Annotated in this window: 24 protein-coding genes; 10 read left to right on the forward strand and 14 right to left on the reverse strand. The window is 69.5% G+C overall.

Annotated features, from left to right (window positions below):
• Positions 1-187 precede the first annotated feature (187 nt).
• A complete protein-coding gene (locus tag CFB89_RS19625; protein ID WP_089469449.1) occupies positions 188-1,105 on the forward strand; it encodes a metal-dependent hydrolase in 918 nt (305 codons plus the stop codon).
• 448 nt (positions 1,106-1,553) lie between these two features.
• Positions 1,554-3,044 (forward strand): sigma-54 dependent transcriptional regulator, encoded by a 1,491-nt coding sequence (locus CFB89_RS19630; RefSeq protein ID WP_089469291.1) that lies wholly within the window; start codon positions 1,554-1,556, stop codon positions 3,042-3,044.
• Between the two features lie 29 nt (positions 3,045-3,073).
• On the opposite strand, the gene CFB89_RS19635 is transcribed toward CFB89_RS19630, so the two are convergent.
• Positions 3,074-3,460, reverse strand: coding sequence for a GtrA family protein (locus CFB89_RS19635; protein WP_089469292.1), 387 nt, complete (start codon positions 3,458-3,460; stop codon positions 3,074-3,076).
• Positions 3,461-4,067: 607 nt separating this feature from the next.
• On the opposite strand from CFB89_RS19635, the gene CFB89_RS19645 reads away from it, so the two are divergent.
• Complete coding sequence (locus CFB89_RS19645) at positions 4,068-4,316, forward strand: hypothetical protein (protein WP_089469450.1); 249 nt, start codon at positions 4,068-4,070, stop codon at positions 4,314-4,316.
• A 217-nt stretch (positions 4,317-4,533) separates the two neighbouring features.
• Here the strand turns inward: CFB89_RS19645 and CFB89_RS19650 are convergent, their stop codons facing one another.
• Positions 4,534-5,316 (reverse strand): ABC transporter substrate-binding protein, encoded by a 783-nt coding sequence (locus tag CFB89_RS19650; RefSeq protein WP_089469293.1) that lies wholly within the window; start codon positions 5,314-5,316, stop codon positions 4,534-4,536.
• Between the two features lie 235 nt (positions 5,317-5,551).
• On the opposite strand from CFB89_RS19650, the gene CFB89_RS19655 reads away from it, so the two are divergent.
• Both CFB89_RS19655 and CFB89_RS19660 read left to right on the forward strand, forming a co-directional pair.
• Positions 5,552-5,971 carry an MbcA/ParS/Xre antitoxin family protein gene (locus tag CFB89_RS19655; RefSeq protein ID WP_050017968.1) on the forward strand — a complete coding sequence of 140 codons (420 nt, stop codon included), beginning with the start codon at positions 5,552-5,554 and terminating at the stop codon, positions 5,969-5,971.
• A 29-nt stretch (positions 5,972-6,000) separates the two neighbouring features.
• Positions 6,001-6,669 carry an RES family NAD+ phosphorylase gene (locus CFB89_RS19660; RefSeq protein WP_089469294.1) on the forward strand — a complete coding sequence of 223 codons (669 nt, stop codon included), beginning with the start codon at positions 6,001-6,003 and terminating at the stop codon, positions 6,667-6,669.
• A gap of 34 nt (positions 6,670-6,703) precedes the next feature.
• On the opposite strand, the gene CFB89_RS19665 is transcribed toward CFB89_RS19660, so the two are convergent.
• Positions 6,704-7,435 (reverse strand): metallophosphoesterase, encoded by a 732-nt coding sequence (locus CFB89_RS19665; protein ID WP_089469295.1) that lies wholly within the window; start codon positions 7,433-7,435, stop codon positions 6,704-6,706.
• 145 nt (positions 7,436-7,580) lie between these two features.
• On the opposite strand from CFB89_RS19665, the gene CFB89_RS19670 reads away from it, so the two are divergent.
• Positions 7,581-8,234, forward strand: coding sequence for a DUF1345 domain-containing protein (locus CFB89_RS19670; RefSeq protein WP_089469296.1), 654 nt, complete (start codon positions 7,581-7,583; stop codon positions 8,232-8,234).
• A 6-nt stretch (positions 8,235-8,240) separates the two neighbouring features.
• Here the strand turns inward: CFB89_RS19670 and CFB89_RS19675 are convergent, their stop codons facing one another.
• Positions 8,241-8,909, reverse strand: coding sequence for a glutathione S-transferase (locus tag CFB89_RS19675; RefSeq protein ID WP_089469451.1), 669 nt, complete (start codon positions 8,907-8,909; stop codon positions 8,241-8,243).
• 96 nt (positions 8,910-9,005) lie between these two features.
• Positions 9,006-9,713: a class I SAM-dependent methyltransferase gene (locus CFB89_RS19680; RefSeq protein WP_089469297.1), complete on the reverse strand. Its 708-nt coding sequence runs from the start codon at positions 9,711-9,713 to the stop codon at positions 9,006-9,008.
• A 313-nt stretch (positions 9,714-10,026) separates the two neighbouring features.
• Between CFB89_RS19680 and CFB89_RS19685 the strand changes: the two genes are divergently transcribed.
• A complete protein-coding gene (locus CFB89_RS19685) occupies positions 10,027-11,673 on the forward strand; it encodes a DUF3459 domain-containing protein (RefSeq protein ID WP_089469452.1) in 1,647 nt (548 codons plus the stop codon).
• Positions 11,674-11,725: 52 nt separating this feature from the next.
• On the opposite strand, the gene CFB89_RS19690 is transcribed toward CFB89_RS19685, so the two are convergent.
• From CFB89_RS19690 to CFB89_RS19710, 5 genes are all read right to left on the reverse strand, one after another.
• Positions 11,726-12,310 (reverse strand): thiamine phosphate synthase, encoded by a 585-nt coding sequence (locus CFB89_RS19690; protein ID WP_089469298.1) that lies wholly within the window; start codon positions 12,308-12,310, stop codon positions 11,726-11,728.
• Between the two features lie 22 nt (positions 12,311-12,332).
• On the reverse strand, positions 12,333-13,676 hold the full coding sequence (locus tag CFB89_RS19695) for a hemolysin family protein (RefSeq protein ID WP_089469299.1): 1,344 nt from the start codon (positions 13,674-13,676) through the stop codon (positions 12,333-12,335).
• Between the two features lie 76 nt (positions 13,677-13,752).
• Positions 13,753-14,532: a sensor histidine kinase KdpD gene (locus CFB89_RS19700; protein WP_089469300.1), complete on the reverse strand. Its 780-nt coding sequence runs from the start codon at positions 14,530-14,532 to the stop codon at positions 13,753-13,755.
• A 67-nt stretch (positions 14,533-14,599) separates the two neighbouring features.
• A complete protein-coding gene (locus CFB89_RS19705; protein WP_089469301.1) occupies positions 14,600-15,523 on the reverse strand; it encodes a DMT family transporter in 924 nt (307 codons plus the stop codon).
• 40 nt (positions 15,524-15,563) lie between these two features.
• On the reverse strand, positions 15,564-16,421 hold the full coding sequence (locus CFB89_RS19710; protein ID WP_089469302.1) for a LysR family transcriptional regulator: 858 nt from the start codon (positions 16,419-16,421) through the stop codon (positions 15,564-15,566).
• 113 nt (positions 16,422-16,534) lie between these two features.
• Between CFB89_RS19710 and CFB89_RS19715 the strand changes: the two genes are divergently transcribed.
• The 3 genes from CFB89_RS19715 (at position 16,535) to CFB89_RS19725 (ending at position 19,568) form a co-directional block, all read left to right on the forward strand.
• Complete coding sequence (locus tag CFB89_RS19715) at positions 16,535-16,918, forward strand: tautomerase family protein (protein WP_089469303.1); 384 nt, start codon at positions 16,535-16,537, stop codon at positions 16,916-16,918.
• 139 nt (positions 16,919-17,057) lie between these two features.
• The gene (locus CFB89_RS19720) at positions 17,058-18,677 is read left to right on the forward strand and encodes a CHAD domain-containing protein (RefSeq protein WP_089469304.1); all 1,620 of its coding nucleotides are present in this window, start codon (positions 17,058-17,060) and stop codon (positions 18,675-18,677) included.
• 54 nt (positions 18,678-18,731) lie between these two features.
• Positions 18,732-19,568: a TOBE domain-containing protein gene (locus CFB89_RS19725; RefSeq protein ID WP_089469453.1), complete on the forward strand. Its 837-nt coding sequence runs from the start codon at positions 18,732-18,734 to the stop codon at positions 19,566-19,568.
• Positions 19,569-19,749: 181 nt separating this feature from the next.
• Here CFB89_RS19725 and CFB89_RS19730 read toward each other — a convergent pair whose 3' ends face one another.
• The 4 genes from CFB89_RS19730 to CFB89_RS19745 form a co-directional block, all read right to left on the reverse strand.
• Entirely contained in the window at positions 19,750-20,451 is a 702-nt protein-coding gene (locus tag CFB89_RS19730) for a sulfate/molybdate ABC transporter ATP-binding protein (RefSeq protein WP_089469305.1), read from the reverse strand.
• Positions 20,452-20,515: 64 nt separating this feature from the next.
• The gene (gene modB / locus CFB89_RS19735; protein ID WP_089469306.1) at positions 20,516-21,193 is read right to left on the reverse strand and encodes a molybdate ABC transporter permease subunit; all 678 of its coding nucleotides are present in this window, start codon (positions 21,191-21,193) and stop codon (positions 20,516-20,518) included.
• Between the two features lie 10 nt (positions 21,194-21,203).
• Positions 21,204-21,998, reverse strand: a complete 795-nt coding sequence (gene modA, locus CFB89_RS19740) for a molybdate ABC transporter substrate-binding protein (RefSeq protein WP_089469307.1) — start codon at positions 21,996-21,998, stop codon at positions 21,204-21,206.
• 119 nt (positions 21,999-22,117) lie between these two features.
• Complete coding sequence (locus tag CFB89_RS19745; protein ID WP_089469308.1) at positions 22,118-22,816, reverse strand: phosphatase PAP2 family protein; 699 nt, start codon at positions 22,814-22,816, stop codon at positions 22,118-22,120.
• Positions 22,817-23,072 lie beyond the last annotated feature (256 nt).

The raw sequence follows: 23,072 nt of genomic DNA on the forward strand, positions 1-23,072 counted from the left end.
TTTCCATCTTTCCGACCGTGCCCCGTTTGGAAGCGCGCATCTACCGCGCGGCTTGCGTGCGCCGGCGCGCGCGGCCTATCTTTACATCTGTCGATGTCAGAATTTGGCGGCGCGCGATGTGCCGCCCGGGCTTGCGCCGGCCGCGTCGGATGATGCCGCGCCGCTCGGCAACAGGAGAACGATGAACATGAAGTCAGCCGCTTCCGCCACCGCGGCCGGGATCATGCCGGTGCGTCGCGACCTGCGCTTCGACCTGCCGGTCGAACGCGCGAAGGACTGGCATGGCCTCGGGTCGCACGTGACCCATTTCTTCAACGCGCTGTCGCTGCTGTTTCCGGCCGGCGAGCGCTTCTTCATGGATTCGGTGCGCAACTACCGCGACCGGATCGACGATCCCGTGCTGAAGCAGCAGGTGCTCGGCTTCATTGGCCAGGAAGCGATGCACACGCGCGAGCACGTCGAATACAACGAGCTGATGCAGGCGAACCGGCTGCCCGCGCGCAAGCTGGACAAGCGCGTGTGGACGGTGCTCGGCTACATGAAGCGCAAGCTGCCGCATTCGGTGCAGCTCGCGCAGACGGTGGCGGCCGAGCACTACACGGCGATGCTCGCCGACTGGCTGCTGAGCGACCCGACGCGCCTCGACGGTTCGGTCGAAGGCTACCGGCAGATGTGGTTGTGGCACGCGCTGGAGGAAACCGAGCACAAGGCCGTGTCGTTCGACGTGTGGAATGCCGCGATGAAGCCGGGGCTGCGCCGTTACCTGATCCGCATCGGCGTGTATCTGCTGACGACGCTGACGTTCTGGCCGACCGTGTTCCTGCTCCATGTGACGCTGCTGCGGCGCGATCGCGGCGCCGGCCATCACGTGCGCGGCCTGCTGCGGGTGATCGCGTTCCTGTACGGGCCGCGCCGCGGGCTGTTCCCGCGCATCGCCGGCGAATGGCTGAGCTTTTTCCGGCCGGGCTTCCATCCGTGGGATCACGACAATCGCCACCATCTCGCGCGGGTCGACGCGCTGGCCGCCCGCTACGGCCAGCAAGGCGGCACGCCGGCCGGCCGCGGCCGCGCGAACGCGCCGGCACCGCTCGCGTCGGGCCGCTGACCCGGCCGCCCGCCGCCCGGCGGGGCGCCGCGCATGTTGCGTGCGTGCATCATCTGATTGCTTCCCACGATTGACGCAAATCAACCGGAACCGGTTGCGCGGGCGCCCGCCTGCCCGGCCGGCCGGTTGCGCGCGCATGCGCCGGCGCGCCGAGCGTGCATGCGCCGCGTCGTCGCAGGTAATCGCCGCGCGCCAGCACCGGCGCGGCTTCGCGCGAGCGGCGCCGGTCGCTTCCGGTCGCGCGCCGTGCCCGCCTCCGGGATAACACCCCTCTAGCCGCAGGCCGGCCGCATCGATATACCGTTCATGGCAACGTCGACCTCCGGCGCGATTCATGAGCGGGGGGATTTTATTCGGACGGAAATACGGCCAATATGTCGGTTCGATCGTGTCCGTCGTACGCGGCGGTGAGCCGGCGCGCGATACCAACGCCAAGCGGGGAACAACGATGGTTGCTAGGTCACCCGACGCAAACGGGCAGGCGGCGCCCGAGATGACGGACGTATCCGTCACCGCTCCCGAGGCCGGACGCAAGCTGTTCGTGATCATGCGCACGCCCGACGAGCCGTTGCTCGCACAACTGCGCGGCCTTGGCTGGGAGATCGCGGTCGCGAAGACGGCCGGCGCCGCGCAGAACATGACCTCCGGCGTGAGCGTGGCCGCGGGGCTGGTCGATTTCACCGGGTTCACGTCGCGCGACTATCCCGCGCTGAAGATGTGCCTGAGCCAGCCGGCGATCGGCTGGATTTCCATCGCGCAGGCCGGCATCACGATCGGCCCCGCCGTGCGCGAATTGATCCGCAGCTATTGTTTCGATTACGTGACGCTGCCGCTGCCGTACGAATGGATTTCGCACGTGCTCGGCCATGCGCGCGGGATGGCCGCGCTCGATCGCGTCGACGGCGCCGCCTATGCGGCGTCGATCGGCGAACACGGGATGATCGGCAACTGCGAGGCGATGCAGCAGTTGTTCAGCACGATCCGCAAGGTCGCGAAGACCGACGCGAGCGTGTTCATCTCGGGCGAGTCGGGCACCGGCAAGGAACTGACGGCGCTCGCGATTCACGAACGCTCCGGCCGCGGCAAGGGGCCGTTCGTCGCGATCAATTGCGGCGCGATTCCGCATCACCTGCTGCAGTCGGAGCTGTTCGGCTATGAACGCGGCGCGTTCACCGGCGCGAACCAGCGGCGCGCGGGCCGGATCGAATCGGCGAACGGCGGCACGCTGTTTCTCGACGAGATCGGCGACATGCCGGTGGAAAGCCAGGCGAGCCTGCTGCGCTTCCTGCAGGAAGGCAAGATCGAGCGGCTCGGCGGGCAGGAATCGATCGCGGTCGACGTGCGGATCATCTCGGCCACGCACGTCGATCTCGACGGCGCGGTCGAGGCCGGACGCTTCCGCGCGGATCTCTATCACCGGCTGTGCGTGCTGCGCATCCACGAGCCGCCGCTGCGCGCGCGCGGCAAGGACATCGACATCCTCGCGCACTACGTGCTGCAGAAATTCAAGTCCGACAGCGGCCGCAAGATCAGCGGCTTCACGTCGGCCGCGCTCGACGCGATGCGGCGCTACGAATGGCCCGGCAACGTGCGGGAGCTGATCAACCGCGTGCGGCGCGCGATCGTGATGGCCGAGAGCCGGCTGCTGACGCCGCACGATCTCGGGCTCGACACGCCCGGGGAAACCGAACCGGTGACGCTCGAACAGGCGCGCTCGCTGGCCGAGCGCACCGCGATCGAGAACGCGCTGCTGCGCAACGACCACCGGATCAACAAGGCCGCCGCCGAACTCGGCATTTCACGCGTGACGCTCTACCGGATGATGATCGAGCACGGGCTGAACGATCACGACAACACCGCCGGCAACGGAGGGAATGGCGACAGCGGCGGGCACGATGGCGCGCCGTCGGGCGACGCGGAGCATCAGCGGGTCGGATGAGCGGCTTCGCGCGCTGCGCGCGGTGCGGCTCACCGATAGGTCCACAGCCGGTGCAGCACGAACGTGACGGGCGGCACGCACAGCACGACCGCGACGATGCTCCATGCCCGGGCGAGCCCGAGCGCGTCGGTGCCGCGCGCCAGCAGCATCGTCGCGGCGAGGCCGGCCGTCGCGACCGCGAGAAAGCGCACGAAGTTGCCCCACGTCACCGGCGACGAAAAACTCCACAGCGTGTTGGCGAGATACGAGAACGCGGTCGAACAGGCGAACGCGGTTGCGTTCGCGATGACGGGCGTCGCGTCGAACGACGCGAACATCGCGGCGGCGATCAGCGCATGCAGCGCGGTCGAGCCCAGGCCCGCCACGCCGAAGCGGATCAGTCTCGCGCGCTCGGCGGCATGGAAGGTGCGGATCATCGTGGGCGGAGCGTTTGCGTGAAGTCGCGTGAGGTCGCGTGAAGCGGTGTCGCAGTATAGCCATGCGATCGGCCGCCGCGTCCAGCGTTCGGCAGCGACCCACGGTGCGGCTTGCCGCCGGCATGTAAAGCGCATGAAACATTTCGCGTCGGCCGCCGGGCGAATTTCCGCGGCGAAGCGGGCCGATCGGCCAGCCCGCCGCCGGTAAAAATTCCGCGCTCCATTGTTCAGCCTTATCCCGCAAGGCCCCCGCCGTTGCAAGGCCGGCACGCGCCGCGGCGCCCACGTTTCAGTTCCGTAACTTCCGGCATTCCACGGCCGTTCTGGCCGCCAGCCGGCCCGGTCACCGCCTTGTCCGGCCGGGCTCGCACGGCGCTGGCCCGGTCCTTGCGAAGAAGGTCATGCGAGAGTCGACGACGCGAGATTCGTCCGGTCAGGCAGCGAAAGCCGCCCGTACCGGCCAGGATGCGGTCCGCGGGGATGCGGCGGCCGGGCGCGGTGCGGCGGGCCGCGTCACGGCGAGCACGGCACGTCGTCGCCCGATCGCCGGGGCATCGGCATCGTCCGGTTGCCGGAAAAAACATCAGACAGCAAACGGGGTAGAAAAATGATCGATCGTCACACGCCGCGGTCCGCAGGCCGCGATCGCCGTGATTCGGGACATCGCCGCTCGAACGTCGCGCTGGCGGCCGACAGGCGTGCCTCGACAGGCCATCTCTCCGCGCCCGGTGCGAGGCGGATCCGGCTGGTTGCCGGTCATCCGCGCCGGGTCGGCACTTTCCTGCACGCGAATCCGATCCGCATGGGCATGTGCGCGCGGGCGCCGATACCGCGACGCCCGATCTTCGCCTATTGACGCGGGCGGCACGAGATCCGTTCGCATGACCCTCTTTGCCGCGAACGATTGATCCGTTATCCGAACGATGATCGACGCATCGTGCCGCGCGCGATGCAGGAAGACAGGCATTCGATGCAACGGCGAACCACGCGCCGCCGTTGCCATCCGGTTGAAGGGGAGGGGCGGTCGGACGCGCGCGACGGAAGCGGTATCCGTACGCGCGCGACGCCGTTTTTCAGCCGCCGTAGATGTCGAAGTCGAAGTACTTCGACGCGAGTCGCTTGTAGGTGCCGTCCTTGACCATGTCGGCGATCGCGCGATCGATTTTCGCCTTCAGGTCGGTGTCCTCCTGACGCAGGCCGATGCCGGCGCCGACGCCGAGCAGCTTTTCGTCGACGAGCTCGGGCCCGACGAACGTGTAGTTCGCGCCGCGCGGCGATTTCAGGAACCCGATCGCGGCCTGCACTTCATCCTGGAGCGCCGCGTCGAGGCGGCCGGCGATCAGGTCGGCATACACGCCGTCCTGGTTCTGGTACGACACGACGTTCGCGCCTTGCTTGCCCCAGTACGCCTTCGCATACGTCTCCTGCGTCGTGCCCTGCTCGACGCCGATCGATTTGCCCTTCAGCGATTCGGCGGTCGGCAGCAGCGACGAGCCCTTCTTCACGACGAGCCGCGTCGGCTGGTTGTAGATCTTCGTCGTGAAGCCGATCTGCTGCGCGCGCTGCGGCGTGATCGACATCGACGACAGCACCGCGTCGAACTTCTTCGCCTTCAGCGCCGGAATCATCCCGTCGAAATCGTTCTCGAGCCACACGCATTTCGCCTTCAGGCGCGCGCAGATCTCGTTGCCGAGGTCGATGTCGAAGCCCACGAGCTTGCCGTCCGGCGCCTTCGACTCGAACGGCGCGTAGCTCGCGTCGGTGCCGAAGCGGATCGTGGTCCAGTCCTTCGCGACGGCGGGGCCTGCGGATACCGCGAGCAGGGCGATCGAAACAGCGGCAATCAGTCTCTTCATGGTGCGTTCCTTGGGCAGGGTGCATCCGGGTTCCGGGCGACACGGTTTCCACGGACACGACTCGCGCCGTGACGCGGTGTCCGCCCGGCCATTAACGCAGAAAATAAAATAAGAGTCCAGAATGGACAAAAAATATCGATTTGCCGGATCAGCGTGACGAGCGATGGGTGCGACCCTTGCAAAAATACGAGAATGGACTAATCTTGTTAGTAAATTCGTTTCGAGACTAACCGTCATGTCACAGCCCGCTTACGAGTCGCATTCCGCCGTGCCGCACGCTTCGGTCGCGCAGATGTCGGCCGCCGGTCTGCGTGCGTTTTTCAACATCGCGCGCGACTGGGAGTTGACGATCGACGAGCAGATCGTGCTGCTCGGGTCGCCCGGCCGCTCGACGTTCTTCAAGTGGAAGGCCGCGCCGGAATCGGCACGTCTGCCGCGCGATACGCTCGAGCGCCTGTCGCTGCTACTCGGCATCTACAAGGCGTTGCAGATCCTGCTGCCGCAGCCGGCCGCGGCCGATGCGTGGGTCAAGCGGCCCAACGATGCCGCGCCGTTCGGCGGCAAGCGCGCGCTCGACCGGATGCTGGCCGGCAACGTCGGCGATCTGGTGGCCGTCCGGCAATATCTCGACGCGATGCGGGGTGGCTGGGCGTGACGACACCGATCGACGTCACCCGGTGGCCCATGACCACCGTCGACTGGGCGCCCGCCTATCGCGTGATTCCCACCCGTTTTCCGGCCATCAACCTGTTCGACCGCGTCGCGTCGGCGGACGATTTCGACGCGCTCTACGCGCTCGAATCGCTGACCAACGACCGCATCCGCAACGAAGTCGGCACGCTCGACCTCGTGCCGCCCGCCGAGCGCCGCTACGGGCAGGGCTGGGGGCCGATCATGGCCGCGTTCACGCACCTGAATCCGCTGGGCAGCCGCTTCTCGGACGGCAGTTACGGCGTGTTCTACTGCACGCGCTCGCGCGACACGGCGATCGCCGAAACGCGTTATCACAGCGGGCTGTTTCTCGCCGCGACGAAGGAGCCGCCGATGCGCCAGCAGATGCGGCTCTATACCGTGTTCGCGCACGGCGACGTCGCCGACGTGCGCACGTGGCCGCAGCGCGCCCCCGCGTTGCTGGATCCGGTCGACTACAGCGCGGGGCAGGCGTTCGGCCGCGCGGTGCGCGATGCCGGCGGCGCGGGGATCGTCTATCCGTCGGTGCGCGATCCGCGCGGCGAGTGTCTCGCCGCGTTCCGCACGACGCTGCTGCGCGACTGTCAGCATGCGGCCTATCTCGAATACAACTGGAACGGCTCGGTCGTCGATGCGGTGTTCGAACTGAATCAGGTCGGCTAGCGTTCGCGTGCGGGACGAAGCGCCGGCTGGCGCGTCAGGGCAGCGGCCAGTCTTCCGCGTGGCGCTCGCGTGCTTCGGCTTGCGTCATCGACCAGATGCGGCCGGTGCGCGGCTCGGCGAGCGTGAGCCACCCGGCCGGCGCGAACGCACCCGTGTCGATGAACCATTGCGCGCCGATCCGCTGCGGCTCGCGCACCGGCGTGTGTCCGGTGCAGGTCAGCGACAGCCCGGCCTGCACCGCCGGATCGGCGAGCCCCTGAACGAGATCGCGGCCCCAGATCAGCCGCTCGCGCACGTCGTGCGGATAGCTGCCGGTATCGAGATCCGCGTCCGAGCCGAAGAATTCCGCATGCAGCACGTTGAAGCGCGCCGGGCCGTCGCCGATCACGCGCACGAGCGGCAGTGCGTCGACGCGCGCCGCGTGCGCGCGCAGCCGTTCCGGCGGCAGGTCGGCGCCCCAGTCGCCGCCAATCCCGCGCCACGCGTCGGGCGGCAGCTTGCCGCGCGCGACGAGGCTCAGCACTTCCTCGTGATTGCCGCGCACGACGTGGCACCACGGCCGGTCGAGCAGGTCGAGCGCGGTGTCGGAGGCCGGGCCGCGGTCGACGAGATCGCCGACCGAGAACAGCCGGTCGCGGGCCGGATCGAAGCGGACGTCGTGCAGCAGCGCACGCAGCACGTCGACGCAGCCGTGCAGGTCGCCGACGACGAAGTCGCGGCCGGCCGTGTTCGCGGGATGGCGGCAGAGCAGGGCGGTGGCGGTCATCCCCTTATCTTAGGCGCTCCTCAGGCGCTCGCGCCCATCGCCATGTCACGCCGGAATGAGGATAATCGGGGCGCGTTTCGCGCCGGCGCCGTGGCGCAGCCGCGCACGCGGCCGAACCCTTTCTATCTGCTTTCGGAATCACACGATGACGCTTTATCCGCAGGTATTACGCAACCGGCCGCGCATGGTCTCGGCATTCGTCGCCGGCGTGCTGTGCGCGGTGCTGCTGCCGTTTCCGCTGCGAGCCACCGCGCGGGCGCTGATCGGGTGGGATTGCGCGGTCTGGTTGTATCTGGCGTTGATGTGGGGGCGCATGGTCACCGCGCATCATCACAAGGTGCGCGAAGTCGCGATCCGCGAGGACGAAAATGCGACGACCGTGCTGACCGTCGTGTGCCTTGCGACCGTCGCGAGCGTGGCCGCGATCGCGATCGAACTCGCGACCGCCAAGAGCGTCGGCTTTAGCGCGGGGCTCAGCCACTACGCGATCACGGGCGCGACGCTGTTCGGCGCGTGGTTCCTGATCCCGACGATCTTCACGCTGCACTACGCGCGGCTCTATTACGGCTCGCCGTGCAGCGACCGCGCGCTGCGTTTCCCGGATCAGCACCCGGAGCCCGACTACTGGGATTTCCTGTATTTCGCCTTCACGATCGCGGTCGCGTCGCAGACGGCCGACGTGTCGCTCGCGAATCGCGCCGCGCGGCGCTCGGTGCTCGCGCAGTCGATCCTGTCGTTCTACTTCAACATGGCCGTGCTCGGCTTGTCGATCAACGTCGCGGCGGGGTTGCTGAGTTGACGCCGATCACTTGAGCAGGTCGTACCGGCCGCCGCGTTCCAGCGCCCGCTGGTAGGCCGGCCGCGCATGGACCGTGTCGAGAAAGCGCGCGATCGCCGGATACCGGCCGCCGCCGCCGCGCGCGGTCGCGGCTTCGAGCGGAAAGCTCATCTGGATGTCGGCCGCGCTGAAGCCGTCGCCGACGAACCAGCCGCTGCGCGCCAGCGCGCCGTCGACATGGCCGAGATGCAGGTCGATCTGCGGATCGACGAAGCCCGACTGCAGCGTCGCGGCGATCTTGCGTGCGATCGGCCGCGCGAAGAACGGCATCGGCGCATGCGCGATTCGCAGCGCGACGAGCTTGAGCAGCAGCGGCGGCATCGCCGATCCTTCCGCGTAGTGAAGCCAGTACGTGTAGTCGTGCCGCTCGGGCGAGCCGGGCGGCGGCGCGAGGCGCCCGTCGCCGTAGCGTTCGACCAGGTATTCGATGATCGCACCCGATTCGGCGAAGGTGCGGCCGTCGTCGGTCACGACGGGCGACTTGCCGAGCGGATGGATCGCGCGCAATTCGGCCGGCGCGAGCATCGTCTTCGGATCGCGCTCGTAGCGCACGATCTCGTACGGCACCTCCAGTTCTTCGAGCAGCCAGAGCACGCGCTGCGAACGCGAGTTGTTCAGGTGGTGGACGGTCAGCATGTCGAGGTCGGAAGGGGGCGGGAACGTCATCATACCGAGCCCATGCGCCGCGTACGAGAATCGCGTCGTGTGCGCCGTCGCGGGCGCGTCGAACCGTCATGCGCGCCGCACCGCGACCCACGCCCCCCAGAACAGGCTCGCGAAAAAACGCAGCGGCGCGTCGAAGCCCGCGTCGCGCAGCAGCGCGAATACGGCTTCCTCGGACGCGGGCGGATCGGCGCCCTGCAGGATCTTCGCGAGTTGCGCGCGCACGGCGTCGGGCGTGGCGCCCTTCATGCGCCAGCGTTGCTGCCACGCGTCGAGCAGGCGCGGGTGGTCCGCGTAGCGGCGATGGTTGCCGGCGAGCACGAGCGGCGCGCCGGGCTTCAGGCGTCGCGCGATCGCGTGCAGCAGCGCGGCTTTCGCGTCGTCGCCCGGCACGTGATGCAGCACGCCGATCAGCGTCGCGCCGTCGAACGCGGGCACGTCGGGCAACGCGTCGACACCGTCCTCGACGAACGTCGTGCGCGCGCCGAAACCCGCGGCTTCGACGTTCGCACGCGCGAGCGCGAGCATCGGCGCGGACGGGTCGACGGCCGTGAATTGCCAGCCCGGTTCGAGCGCGGCCGCGACGCAGATTTCCTGTCCCGTGCCGCCCGCGCCGGCAACGAGGATCCGCGCATCGGTCGCACCGATCGCCGACGCGAGCATGCAGGTGGTGAGTTCGTGGCACGCATCGTAGCCGGCGAGCGCGATGCGCGATTGCTCGGCGTATTCGTGGGCACGCGACGGATCGAATTTCGCGGCGCTGGCGGGAAGCGACATGGCGGGTCCTCGGGTAGGGGCGGACGACATGTCCGCGAACATGGCGCAGAGCGTATGTGCGCGCGGCCCGCGCAACAAGACGACCCATCATTCCGGTATGCCGACTACCCGACTCAGCGGCGCATGCCGGCCCGTTTCCAGCGGCGATGTTCCAAGGGTCGATTCGTATTTAAAAATGTCTGACTACGATGCATCGACGGGGCGAATCCGGCGCATACTCGGTGCTCTCCCCCGCCTGGCCGTCGCATGCCGGGCTCCGATGCGCTGCGCCATCGGCGCGGCCATGCCGCTCGGTACGCACGAGGAGCGCATGATGTCCGATTGTCCGCACGATCCGTACGCGCAGCACTACATCCATTGTTTGCCGTTTGGCGCGCAGCCCTGCGGCGCGCTCAGCACGACGCCGCGCACGCATTTTCGCGTGTGGGCGCCCGGCAGCACCCACGTCCAGCTCGAACTCGATACCGGCTACGGCCCGATGCTCGTCCCGATGACGAGCGCCGGCCCGAACTGGTTCGAGGTCTTCGTCGACTGCGGCGCGGGCGCACGCTACCGCTATCGTCTCGACGATACCGTGTCGATTCCCGATCCCGCATCGCGCTCGCAGCCCGACGGGCTCGACGGCCCGAGCGAGGTCGTCGATCCGCGCGCGTTCACGTGGCGCAATACGTTCTGGCACGGGCGCGCGTGGGAAGACATCGCGCTCTACGCGATCCGCCCGCACGCGGTGGGCGGCTTCGACGCCGTGCGCCGCCGCCTGCCTCGGCTCGCGCGTCTCGGCGTGACCGCGCTGGAGCTGCTCGCGTCGCCGCACGACAGCCTGCCGTTCGCGCCGCTCGCGGCCGAAGGCGGCCCCGACGCGCTGAAGGCGCTGATCGACGATGCGCACGGCTACGGTCTCGCGGTGCTGCTGGAGCTCGACTACGCGCGCTTCGGCAGCGGCACCGATGCGCTGCGCCACTACGCGGGGCCGTTCTTCCATACGCGCGACGATCCGCTGCAGGCTGCCCCGCTCGCGCTCGATCATCCGGAAGTCTGCGATTTCTTCTGCGACAACGCGCTGTACTGGATCGACGAATACCGCTGCGACGGGCTGCGCCTGCGCGAAGCCGACCGGATCGGCGTGTCGTGGCTGCGCGAGATCGCGGATCGCGTGCGCGCCGCCGTGCCGGCCGACCGCCTGATCCACCTCGTGCTCGGCAGCGAGCGGCATCCGGCGCATCTCGCCGATACCCATTTCGACGCGCAGTGGAACGGCTGCGGCGAACGCGCGCTGCACCGGCTCACCGGGCGCGACACGTCGGCGCATGAAGGCATTTCCACGCACCAGTCGATTCACACGCTCGCCCGCGCGCTGACCGCGGCCGGCGCGGCATACCGGCCGGCCGCGTCGGCGGACGGGATGACCGCCGACAGCGGACTGTCGCTGACGTCGCTCGTGCTGTCCGACGGCGCGTGGCGCGACGGCGGCCCGGGCGATCGCGGGCAGGCGGCCGGTCTGGCCGCGCTCGCGCTGTCGCTGCTCACGCCGCAGATCCCGCTGATCTTCGACGAAACCGCGCGCGACCTCGACCGTGCGCATTTCGTGCAGTCGGCGCTCGCGGTGCGCGCGAAGCTGATCGCGCCGCGGCTGTCCGATTGCCGGCCGCAGGAAGCCCATGCGCTGAAGGCGGACGGCGATGCCGACGCGCTGTGCGCATCATGGCGGCTCGCCGACGACGAGACGTTGACGATCGCGTTGAACCTGTCGCCCGATGCGGTGCCGTTCGACGCCCCGGTCGGGCGGGTGGTGTTCGAGACGCCGGCACGCGCGCGCGACCGGGTCGATGAAGGGGAGTTGCCGCCGTATTCGCTCGTCGCGTGGCTGACGGGCGACGTCAATCGCTACGCGCTGACGCACGACGTGCGCCGCATGGACGACGGTTCGTGGCGCGGAATGCGTCCGAGCCTGAATGCATGAGCGGACGAACGCGTGAAGGGGGGCTGCCGGCCGCCTGCCGGAAAGCACCGAATCACCAGAACCCGCGAATGCCCGCGATGCCGTACGCGCCGTGACGGCGCGCGTCGTCGAGGTGTGCGCGCGTCATGCCGCCGAGCGCGAACACGGGCATCGCGGCCTGTGCGGCCAGCGCGTCGAATCGCGCCCAGCCGAGCGTCGGCGCACCGGGGTGGCTGAGCGTCGGCAGCACCGGCGACAGCGTGACGAAATCCGCGCCGGCACGTGCGGCCAGTAGCAGCTCGTCCTGCGCGTGGCATGCGGCGGACACCCATCGCCCGGCCGGCAGCGGCCGCTGCGCGGCGGCGCGCAACGCGGGGCCGTCGAGATGCCAGCCGGCGCCGTCGAGCCGCATCACGCCGGCCGCGTCGATCGGGCCGTTCAGCATCAGGTGCGCGCCGGCCGCGTCGCAGCGCGCGAGCGCCGCGGCGGCCAGCGACGCGAACCCCGCCGCGTCGAACGATTTCACGCGCAGTTGCACGAGCGTTTCGCCGCGTGCGAGCACGGCCGACAGCCGGTCGAGGAACGCGGCCCGATCGGCCGCCGACGCGGACGCCGGCTCCGGCGTGATCACGCAGCAGCGCGGCAGCGGCGCGTTCATCGCGCGATGCGACGCGCGGCCGTCATTCGTCGGCCTCTTTCGCGATCTTCGGATAGACGCGCACGAGCACGATGCGCGGCCCGTTCATCTTCTTCACGACGACGTCGAAGCGGTCGAACGCCACGCGCTGCCCTTCGGTCGGCAGGTCGCTCAACGCCTGGATCACGAGGCCGCCGACCGATTCCGCGCGGCCTTCGTCGATGTCGATGCCGAGCGCCTGCTCGAGCGACACGACGGGCAGGCTGCCCTTGCCCATCAGCGTGCCGTCGTCGAGGCGACTCCAGTCCGCATCGCCCTGGCGGAACTCGTCGTGGATCTGGCCGACCAGCGCGCCGAGCAGGTTGTCGAGCGTCAGGAAGCCGATCGGCTTCTCGCCCTTGTTGCCGACCAGCGCGAAGTGCGGCGCGCCCTTGCGGAAGCGGCGGAACAGCTCCAGCGCCGGCGTGTCGGGCTTCACGTACTGGACCGGGCGCACGTAGTCGGAGAGATCCTCGAGCGCGGCGCCCGCGTGACGCGCGAGCAGCAGGTCCTTCAGGTGGATCAGCCCGCTCACCTGTTCGCGCGACGCATCCTCGAACAGCGGATAGCGGCTGAAGCGGTGCCGCGCGACGATCTCCATGTTGTCGGGCAGCGGCAGGTCGCGCCGCAGGCCGATCATTTCATGGGCCGGCCGCATCAGGTCCGACACGGTCATCGACGAAAAATCGAGCGAATGCGCGAGCGTGTTCCATTCGTCGTTGCTGTACGTGCCGCGCGCCGGCTGCGCCGCATTGCCGGCCGCGCTGCGGCGGCTGCGCAGGATCAGCTTCAGCTCGTCGGTCGAATAGTGCGCATCGCCGCCGTGGTCGGCCGACAGCCCCGCGAGCCGCAGCACCGCGTTCGCGCTGGTGTTGAGCACCCAGATCGCCGGATACATCGCCCAGTAGAACGCGTAGAGCGGCAGCGCGACCCACAGGCCGACTTTCTCCGGCTGGCGGATCGCCATCGATTTCGGCGCCAGTTCGCCGACGACGATGTGCAGGAACGAGATCAGCGAGAACGCGAACACGAGCGAGATCAGGTGCACGACGCGTTCGGACTCGACGCCGATCAGGTCGAGCAGCGGGCCGAGCAGTTGCGCGAACGCGGGTTCGCCGACCCAGCCGAGGCCGAGCGACGCGAGCGTGATGCCGAGCTGGCACGCGGAAAGATACGCATCGAGCCGGCCGTGCACGATGCCGAGGATGCGCCCGCGCAGGCCGTGCTTGCGGGCGAGGGTCTTGACGCGCGTCGCGCGGAGTTTGACGAGGCCGAATTCGGCCGCAACGAAGAACCCGTTCAGGGCCACCAGGAACAACGCGCCGATGAGCGCGAAGATCTGTAACAAAGAATCGCTCCGGTTATGACAGGCCCGTCAGTATAGAGCCAGAAAGGAATTTGTAATGCGTCGGGCGACCGCTTGCTTACACCGGCGCCTCGCACGGAATCGAGAACGTGAGGGTGGCGAGCGCGCCGTCGGCGAACAGGTCGTGTGTGAACGTCCCGCCGTGCGCGAGGGCGACGCGCTGGCACAGCGCGAGTGTCCACGCGCTGCGTTTCGTGTCGCGCTCGCGCAGCATCTCGCGCCGTGCGAACGATTCGAACGCGTGCGGCTGGGCGGGATCGACGAGCACGTCGGCGTTCACGGTGCAGGTGGCGCGCGCGGTGAACTGCGCGCCGTCGCGCGTGCAGGCGAATGCGACGCGGCTGCCCGCGGCGCTGGCCTCGACGGCCGTCGTCAGCAGGGTCCAGAGCGCCTGCGCGACGCGCTCGCGATCGGCGGTGAGCGACGGCTCGCCGTTGGGCGGCGTCGTGTCGAGCGCGACCTGGCGGGCGTCCGCGAGCGCGAAACGCACGAGCGCGATCGTTTCGTCGAGCAGCGCGCGCAGCGCGAACGGCTGCGGCGCGAGCGCGAGCGTGCGGGTTTCCGCGCGCGGCGCGTCGAGCACGCCGTCGATCAGCGCGACCTGCTGATCGATGCCCGTGCGGATGCCCGCGAGCGCGCGCTGCAGGTTCGGATCGGCATTGGCAAGCTGGCGCTCGAGCACGTAGGCCCAGCTGTGCATCGCATTCAGCGGGCTGCGCAGGTCGTGCGACGCGGTGGAGAGCGCCTGGTCGCGCAGGAACAGCGCCGCCTGGGCGGCGTAGTGCGCTGCGCGTTCGCGCAGCAGGTCGGCGGCGGGATCGACGGAAGTGGACGTCACGGAGCTGGCCTGTCGGAAGCGGTTGGCGTGGAAGTCACGCGAATCGCCATTATAGGGACGGTGGGCGTCACGCCGGCAGCGCGTCCTCGTCCTTTTTCCGCGCGTCGCCGTTCGGCAGCAACTGGCACGCGAGCAGGCCGGCCAGCATCAGTGCGCAGCCGACGAGCGCGCGCAGCGTCAGCGTTTCGCCGAGCGCGGCCCAGCCGGCGATCGCCGCGAACACGCCTTCCATGCTGAAGATCACCGCCGCGTGCGCGGGCGCCGCGTCGCGTTGCGCGACGACCTGCAGCGTATAGCCGACCCCGACCGACAGCAGCCCGCCGTACAGCAGCGTCGGCAGCGCGCCGCGCAGCATCGCGACGCTGACGGGTTCCACGGCCAGGCCCACCGCGAGACACGCGACGCCGCATACGGCGAACTGCAGGAACGCGAGCACGAGCGGATCGTGGCGTTTCGCGAGATGGCCGACCGCCATCACGTGCGCGGCGATGATGACGGCGCCCGCGAGCTGGAACCAGTCGCCGTAGAGCACCGAGAAGTGCTCGTCGATGCTGAGGAAATACAGGCCGATCGCGGCCAGCAACGCGCCGAACCACGTGCCCGTGCCGATCCGGTGGCGCGCGAACACGCCCATCAGCGGCACGATCACGACGTACAGCGAGCTGATGAAGCCGGCGTTCGCGATCCGCGTGTATTGCAGGCCGACCTGCTGCAACGAGATCGACACGGCGAGCAGCCCGCCGAGCGCCAGGCCCGGCAGCAGCAGCGCCGGTGCGCGCCGGATCGCCGCGAGCTGCGCGCGCGACGCGGGATTCAGGATCAGCAGCGGCACCAGCACGAGCGCGCCGAGCAGGAAGCGCAGCCCGGTGAACAGGAACGGGCCGATCACGTCGAGACTCAGGCGTTGCGCGACGAAAGCGGAGCCCCAGATCGCGGCGGCGCCGAGCATCAGCAGGTTGGCGCGGAGGTGCTTGCGGGCGTCGGGCTTCATCGGAATTCGTCTGGAGATTACGGGCGGCGGGCCCGCTAGTTTACGCCGAGATTGCAAGACTGTCGGCGAACCTGCGCAGCGCGGCGGCGGCCCGGGCGTCGCGGACGCGCGAATACAGCACGACCTGCGACTGCGGCAGCGCCGGCAGCCCGAATTTCGCGCCGACGTCGACCAGCGTGCGCGGGGCGACGCGCCGCGCGAGCGGGCAGACGGCCAGCCCCGCCGCGGCGGCGGCCGCGACCGCCGCGACGCCGCCGCCCGTGAAGCGCTCGCGCCACGGCAGCCCCGCGCGGTCGAGCGCGCGCAGCGCGGCGGCGCGCACGCCGCAGGGGCCGGCCAGCACGGCGAGCGGCAGCGGCTCGCCAGCGCGCGGCGCCCAGTCGGGCGCGGCGAGCCACGCCAGCGGCTCGGTGAACAGCGGCGTGGCGTCGTCGCGCGGCGGATCCTCGCCGGGTTCGTGCCGCGCGATCACCGCATCGAACCGCCGTTCGTCGTATTGCGGAAGCAGGCTCGTCGACGCCCCGAGATGCATTTCCAGCGACAGCCCCGGATCCTGCCGGTGCAGGCTCGTCAGCACGGCGGGCAGGTCGGGCACCGCGACGTGCTCGCTGACGCCGAGCGACAGGCGCGCCGTGCCGGTCGAGATCGCGCCGAGCGCACGCTCGTGCGCGTCGAGCAGCGCGCGGGCGGCCGGCAGGAAGTTCTCGCCGTCGGCCGCCAGCTTGACGACGCGCGGCGTGCGTGCGAGCAGCGGCTTGCCGAGATGGGCTTCCAGCCGCTTCAGCTTCAGGCTGACGGCCGATTGCGTGGTGCCGAGCGCATCGGCGGCGCGCGTGAAACTGGCGAGGTCCGCAACCAGCACGAACGCGCGAACCGCATCGAGATCGAGTACTTTCATTTCAAATGAAAATGGATGAAATATTCATCAATGACTGTTCATTATAGATTGTCGCGCCTAACCTGACGCTGTGTTTTCGATCCTCAACGTCACTTACCGACAGGAGCAGCACCATGCCATTCACCCGTATCGCCGTCCGCGAAGGCAAACCGGCCGCCTATCGCAAGGCCCTCGTTAACGGCGTGCAGCGCGCGCTGATACAGGCGTTCAACGTCCCCGAGGACGACATCTTCATGGTCGTGACCGAGCATGCGGCCGAGAATTTCGTGTTCGGCCGCCATTACCTCGATATCGAACGCAGCGACGATCTCGTGATCATCCAGATCACCGCGAACAACACGCGCACGCTCGAGCAAAAGCGCTTGCTGTACCGGACGATCGCCGACAACCTTTCGCAGCAGCCCGGCGTGCGGCAGGAAGACGTCTTCATCAATCTTGTCGAGGTGCTGAAGGAGAACTGGTCGTTCGGCAACGGCATCGCGCAATACGCGGTCTGACGTGCCGGCTTGACCTGACACAGGGAGACAGGGCCGGATCGTCGCCTGCGCCCTTTTGGGGCGTGTACTATGGAAGTTGCTTCACGAGCGACGCCGGCGCGGTCGATGCGCCGGCGATTCTTCTTGTGCAGGGGCCTCCATGTCGCGTGTGCTGGAAATCGTGTTGTCGTTGTCGCTGGAAGGGTGGCCGGGAAAGGGCGCAAGCCGCGCCCGTGGCGCGCAGCGCGACTTCGGCGCCGAACTCGTGCGCGCGTGGCGCATTTGCCCGCAGGTCCGGATGCGCCGCGGCCACGAGCGCGTGACGATCGAGCCGTGCCAGATCGAGGAGGCCGAGCGGAGCCCGGGCGCGAGCTGGTGGACCTGGGTCGAATCGAACGCGCATGGCACGCGGGTCGTCGCGTCGCGCACCGAGACCTTCGCCCCCGGCGTCACGCAGCGCGAACTGTTCGACGCGGAGCACGCGGGCGTCGTCGTCGCGACGCCGCTTCCGATACCCGCGACAGGTGCCGCGGCCGATGCCGACGCGCCTGCCGCCGAAATCGACGGCGTTCCCTCGGACACCGACGAAGCGCGGTCCCAGGCGTCGGCGCTGCGTATCGTCAGCGAACGGCGGCGTGGGCGCTGGGCCGACGACAGCGGCGTCGTGGTCGAGATGACGCTCGACGACATCACGCTGCACGGCGGCGGCGAGCCGCCGCGCCGCTACGTCGAGTTGCGTCTGGCCGCGCCCGACTGGGAAACCGTTGCCGCGCGCACGGCCGCGCTGCACGCGCTGTTTGCCGCGGCGCGCGAACTGACCGGCGCGTGGCCCGCCTTCGTGCAGCTGACGAGCGTGATCGACCGCGCCTGTGCGGGCGGGCCGGTGGCCGCCGCGCTGGTCAAGGCGCAGCCCGTCGACCTGACCGGCATCCGCACGCAGCGCGCCGCGCTGTTCGCGCTGTCCGGCGACATCACCGCGCAATGGCTCGGCAACGAGTGCGGCGTGCTCGATCGCGACGATCCCGAATTCGTGCACCAGATGCGCGTCGCACTTCGCCGCCTGCGCACGCTGATGCGCTTCTTCCCGCGCTTCACCGACCGTCAATGGAAGGACACGCTCGGCGTCGACCTGCGCTGGCTCGCCGCGTTGCTCGGCACCGTGCGCGACTGGGACGTGTTCGCGACCGAGAGCCTGCCCGCACTGATCGCGGCCGACGGCGGCGGCAGCGAGTGGGACGGCACGCTCGGCGCGGCCCGCGCGCAGTCGATGGCCGCGCGCGTCGAGCTGCGGCAGGCGCTGCATTCGGCGCGCTATGCGCGGCTGACGCTCGGCTGGCTCGAATGGCTGAGCGCGCTCGCGCTGCCCGCGGCCGACGGCGACGACGCGCCGCCGCTGCGGCGTCACGCGACCAAGCGCGTGCGGCGGCTGTTCGGTCATCTCTACGGATCGCCGTCGCTCACGTCGCTCGACACGGCCGCGCGCCATCAGGTGCGGATCGATGCGAAGCGGCTGCGCTACGCACTGGAATTCTTCGCGTCGCTGGCGTCGCGCCGCACGCGCACCGAGACGGTCAAGACGCTGGCGCGCGTGCAGAGCGTGCTCGGCGAAGCGAACGACGCGATGGTCGCGCTGCATCATCTCGAGCAACTGGCCGCGCCGCCGTATCAGCTCGGTTTCGTGCGCGGCTACGGCGCCGCGCTCGAACAGCGGGCCGCCCGCGACGCCGAGACGCTGCTGGCCAGCCTGCGGCCGCCGAAGCTCGACGGCAAGCCGGGCTGAGCGCCGCGCGCCGGACCCTATAATGGCCGCCCGTTTCCCGCACGCATGCCGATGATGACCGACGCACCGCATTCTTCCTCGTCCCCCGGGCCGCTCGAACTGGGCGGCGAGCTGTGGCTGCGCGCCGGCGAACAGACGCTCGGCGGCGCGACGCGCATCGCGTTGCTCGCGGCGATCGGCGACACCGGTTCGATCACGCGCGCGGCGAAGGCGGTGGGCCTCAGCTACAAGGCCGCGTGGGACGCGGTCGACACGATGAACAATCTCGCCGGCGAACCGCTCGTCGCGCGTTCGACGGGCGGCAAGGGCGGCGGCGGCACGACGCTGACGCCGCGCGCGACGTCGTTGATCGCCGCATTCCGCACGATCGAGCGCGAGCATCGCCGCTTCATCGAGGCCGCGAGCGCGGCCGTTGCGGGCTTCGACGTCGACTGGGCGCTGATCGGCCGGATCGGGATGAAGACGAGCGCGCGCAACCAGTTGTTCGGCAAGGTCGCGTCGATCGTGCGCGGCGCCGTCAACGACGAGGTGACGCTCGCGCTGCCGGGCGGGCAAGCCGTCGTCGCCGTGCTGACGCACGAAAGCGCCGAGGCGCTCGGGCTGCGGGAAGGCGCGAGCGCGTGCGCGCTGGTGAAGGCATCGTGGGTCGTGCTCGCAGTCGACGATGGCGGGCCCGACCTCAAGGTGTCCGCACGGAACAGGCTGCGCGGCAGCGTCGAAACCGTCACGGCGGGCGCGGTGAACAGCGAGGTGACGCTGGTGCTCGACGGCGGCGGGACGCTGACGGCCGTCGTGACCAACGACAGCGTCGATGCGTTGCAGCTCGACGCCGGCCGGCGCGCGATCGCGCTGTTCAAGGCGTCGAGCGTGATTCTGGCGGTGACCGGCTGACCCGCCCGGCAGCGCGGCTTCCATTGGCCGACGGCCGTCGTGCGGGGCGGAGTGAAGCCGGTGCCGCATGCGTGCGCATCGCACCGGCTTCGTTTCCGCTTTCAGCATGTGCCGCGACGCGGCTGCTCTCAAGCTCCGGCGTGGCGGCCGGCGCCACGCTCGCGACCACGGCGTCGCGCGTTCAGGTGACGCGCGTCGGCCACTCGGCGTGCGGCGAACTCGCCCGCACGCGTCCTTCGCTCAACTGCACGACCTGGTCGCCGAACGCGGCGACGTCATCGGGGTCGTGCGAGATCAGCACCATCGGGATGTCGAGCCGCGCCTGCAGTTCGGCGAGTTCATGGCGCATGCGCTGGCGCATCGCACCGTCGAGCGCCGCGAACGGTTCGTCGAGCAGCAGGATGCGCGGTTGCGCGACCAGCGCACGGGCGAGCGCCACGCGCTGCTTCTGCCCGCCCGACAGTTGCGACGGATATTGCCCCGCGAGCGATTCGAGATCGAACGCGCGCAGCCAGTACGCGACCTCCGGCGGCGCCGTTTTCGCGCGCGGATTGCGCAGGCCGGACGTGAGCCCGAACGCGATGTTCTGGCGCACGTTCAGATGCGGGAACAGCGCGTAGTCCTGGAACAGGTACGCGACACGGCGTTCGCGGGTCGGCACGTCGATGCGGCGCGCGGCGTCGAACAGCGGCTCGCCGTTCAGCGTGATCGCGCCTTCGTCGGGCGTCAGCAGCCCGGCGATCGCCTGCAGCGTCATGCTCTTGCCCGCGCCCGACGGCCCGAACAGCACGACGCGCTGCGTCGTCGCCGTGAACGACACGTCGAGCGTGAAGCGGCGTTCGGCGTTCGCGTAGGTCTTGCGGATGTCGACGACGACGCTCATGCGGGCCTCCGCCGAAGCGGGCCGGCTGCCGGACGACGGGCGCGATACGGGCGGCGCAGGTGCTTCATGTCAACTGGCTCCGCCGGGCGCGCGACGGCACGAGCCAGCCGGTCGCGAGCAGCACGAGCACGCAGGTGATCGACGTCACCAGCACGAGGAAATTGGCCGTGTTGTCGTCGCCGGCCTGCACGGCCGCGTAGATCGCGACCGACAGCGTCTGCGTGCGGCCGGGCAGGTTGCCGGCGATCATCAGCGTCGCGCCGAATTCGCCGAGCGCGCGCGCGAACGCGAGCAGCGCCCCCGCGAGGATCCCGCGCGCGGCGAGCGGCAGCGTCACGCGGAAGAACACCGCGGCTTCACCGAGCCCGAGCGTGCGGGCGGCGCGCTCGAGATGCGGATCGACGCCCTCGAACGCCGCGCGCGCCGATTTCAGGATCAGCGGAAACGCGACGACCATCGACGCGATCACCGCGCCTTGCCACGTGAACACCAGTTCGATGCCGAACGTGTCGAGCCACGCGCCGAACACGCCGCGCCGGCCGAGCAGCACGAGCAGGTAATAGCCGAGCACGGTCGGCGGCAGCACGAGCGGCAGCGTCAGCACGGAATCGACGACGTCGCGCAGCGGCGAGCGCCAGCGTGCGAGCATGAACGCGGCCGCGACGCCGAGCACGATGTCGAGCGCGGTCGCCCAGCCGGCAACCTTCAGCGACAGCAGCAGCGGGACCCAGGCGTCTTGCATCGCGATTCGCTCACTTGGCGGGCTTGAAGCCGAACGTCGACAGCACGGCCTGCCCCTGCGGCGACGCGACGAAATCGATGAACGACTGCGCCTGCGCGGCGTGGCGGCTGTCCTTGACCACGGCGATCGGGTAGGTGATGGCCGTCTGGGTCGGCACCGTCAGCGCGATCTTCACGCGGCCCGGCATGATCGCCGCGTCGGTGCCGAACACGAAGCCCGCGTCGACCTCGCCGCGCGCGACGTAGTCGAGGCTCTGGCGCACGTTGGCGGCCAGCACGCCCTTCGCGCTGACCGCATCCCACACGCCGGCCGCGCGCAGCGCGCCCTCGGTGTAGCGGCCGACCGGCACCGAGGCCGGATCGCCGTACGCGATGCGCTTCACGCCCGGCGCTTTCAGGTCGTTCAGCGACGCCGGCGCGGGCGCGCGGTTGTCCGCCGGCACGATCAGCACGAGCGAGTTCGCCGCGAAATCGCGGCGCGTGCCGGGCACGATCACCTTCTCGTTCACCGCGCGATCCATCGCCTTCTGGTCGGCCGACGCGAACACGTCGGCCGGTGCGCCCTTGGCGATCTGCTGCATCAGCACGTCCGATGCGCCGAAGTTGAACAGCACCTTGGTGTCCGGATGCTGCTTCTCGTACGCGTCGCCGACGGCCTTGAACGCGTTCGTCAGGCTGGCGGCCGCCGACACGACCAGTTCGTCGGCGGCGCAAGCGGGTGCGCTGAATGCGACCGCGGCGGCAAGCGTGGCGATCGGCAGCAGGCGAAGCAGGGTGCGGCGAAGCGGACGGACGGTTGAGCGCATGGAGATTCGTCGTGAATGGATGGAAACCGTAATCGTAATATAGGGCGGGTTATAACGCTCGGCATAGTGCTCATGCGACGGTGCGCATGAAATGGTCGGACGTGAAAACGGGCGGCCGGTTACGCGTGAAGCGTAGGCGGCGCCGATCGGGTGCGCTGCAGCGACGACGGCTGCGACGCGGGATGGTAGTTCGGATTGGCCTTCCAGCGCGCGCGGACGAACGGGCGCTCGTGGCCCGACAGTTCCAGCGCGACCTTGGTGACCCAGCGATGCGACGGCACCGTGAGGCCGTGCAGCGCCACGGTGACGAGCGCGAGGCTCGCGACGACCGCCGGCACCGACCAGCGGTGCGGCGTCGCGCGCCACGAGCCGGCGATGAACGTGAGCGCGGCGACTCCGCCGACGAGGCAGCCGGTAATCGATTCGGACGGCGAATGCGCGTCGAGCGCGACCCGCGACACGCCGACCGCGACGCCGGCCGCCAGCCCGAGCGCGATGCCGGCGAGCCGCACCGGCGTGCGCGTGCGGATCAGCGCGAGGAAAATCGCGACCGGATACACCGACGTCGACAGCATCGCATGGCCGCTGAACCCGGTGAAATCCCACGCGCGGATGCCGATGCCCCAGCCGAGGAACGCGATCTTCGTGAGCGCCACCACGCCGATCGCGGCCGCGAGCACGCCGAGCCACGCGGCCGCACGCTGCCACGAGTAGCCGAGCGCGAGCCAGACGGCGATCGTGATCGCGAGCGGCAAGGTCAGGCCGGCGCCGCCGAACGCGGTAATCATGATCCACAGGTGAGCGGGCAGGTCGAACATCGGGAAGGGGACGAACGAAGGCGGGGACAATGCTTAAATCAACGCGCGAGCCGGGAAGAACGACTACAACGGATACAAGCGACGAAACCCCAGTATAGCGCCGCGTCCGCATGGGGCCCGCTTTTTGCGCGACCGGGCACGATCGACGAGCAGGAAAAATCCTGGAAACAATGTTATGGTGCATTGCACAAAGTCGAACGATGCATCCGTTGTGGCGGCTCTCATGGCGCCCTATTTTTCCTGACTGCGAGCCCGA

The sequence above is a fragment of the Burkholderia sp. AU16741 genome (genome assembly GCF_002223345.1).
In the GTDB taxonomy this organism is placed as follows: Bacteria; Pseudomonadota; Gammaproteobacteria; order Burkholderiales; family Burkholderiaceae; genus Burkholderia; species Burkholderia sola.